Genomic DNA, 1,080 nt, shown 5'->3' with positions numbered 1-1,080 from the left:
GGCGTGGGCACGGGAGGCGAGGGCGGCGCGGCGGTGCGCTCGGGCCAGCGGCGGACGACCTTCACCTCGGCCATGGCCTTGAGGGTGTCGCGCAGGCGGCGGCTCTCCGCGTCGAAGTCCGGCGACTCGGGGCCCACGGGCTTCTGGAGCACGGCGAGCGCCCCGCCGCGCAGCGCGGCCATGGAGGTCTGGATGTCGCGCTCGACGAGGGTGGAGACCACGACGACGGGCGTGGGCACCTCCGTCATGATGCGGCGGGTGGCCTCCAGGCCGTCCAGGCGCGGCATCTGGATGTCCATGGTGACGAGGTCGGGCTTGAGGCGCTGGGTGAGCTCCACCGCCTCCACGCCGTCCTTCGCCTCGCCGACGACGGTGAGGCCGGGGTCGGCGCGCAGGATTTCCACCAGCAGGCGGCGGGCGGTGGGCGAGTCCTCGGCCACGACGATTCGCAACGGGGCAGGTCTCATAGCAGGCGTCTCAGCGTCTCCAGCAGGCTCGTCGGGTCGAACGCGCTCTTCACAAGGTAGGCACTGGCGCCCACCTGGAGGCCGCGTGCCCGGTCCTCGGGTTTCCCGCGCGCGGTGACGAGCACCACCGGCAGCCGCGAGAAGCGCGGGGAGGCGCGCACGGCCTCGGTGAGCGAGAAGCCGTCCATGCGGGGCATCTCCACGTCCAGCACCAGCGCGTCCGCGCCGAGCGCCTGGAGCCGCTCCCAGGCCTCGGCGCCGTCGGCGCAGGCCACCACCTCGTAGCCGGCGCCCTCCAGGATGTTCTGCTCCAACGCGCGCGTGGTGGGCGAGTCGTCCGCCAGCACCACGCGCCGCCTCGTCCGCTGGGCGGCCGGGGTGGGGAAGAGGGACGCGGAGGGCCGGCCTCCGGCCGCGCGCACGAGGGACAAGGGGTTGAGCAGGAGCGACAGTCGCCCGTCGGGCAGCACCGCCGCCGCGGACACGTGGCGGGCGCGGCGCACGCGCGGACCCAGGGCGCGCACCAGGGCCTCCTGCTCGGACAGCACCTCGTCCACGACGAGCGCGGCGCGGGCGCTGCCGGCGGCCAGCACCACCGCGCCCCGGCGGGGGC

The 1,080-nt window shown here is 75.6% G+C and carries 2 protein-coding genes; both read right to left on the bottom strand.

Annotation, left to right across the window (positions count from 1 at the left end; translation table 11 throughout):
* Nucleotides 1-467: response regulator (locus HG543_RS53790; RefSeq protein WP_169352692.1), on the bottom strand; the 467-nt coding region annotated here is incomplete at its 3' end.
* A partial coding sequence (locus HG543_RS53785; RefSeq protein ID WP_169352691.1) for a response regulator occupies nucleotides 464-1,080 on the bottom strand: 617 nt, incomplete at its 5' end. The genes HG543_RS53790 and HG543_RS53785, both read right to left, overlap by 4 nt.

The sequence above is a fragment of the Pyxidicoccus fallax genome (genome assembly GCF_012933655.1).
GTDB classification, from domain to species: Bacteria; Myxococcota; Myxococcia; order Myxococcales; family Myxococcaceae; genus Myxococcus; species Myxococcus fallax.
The sequence above is the reverse complement of the archived record's forward strand: the minus strand, read 5'-3'. Positions and strand labels throughout refer to the sequence as shown.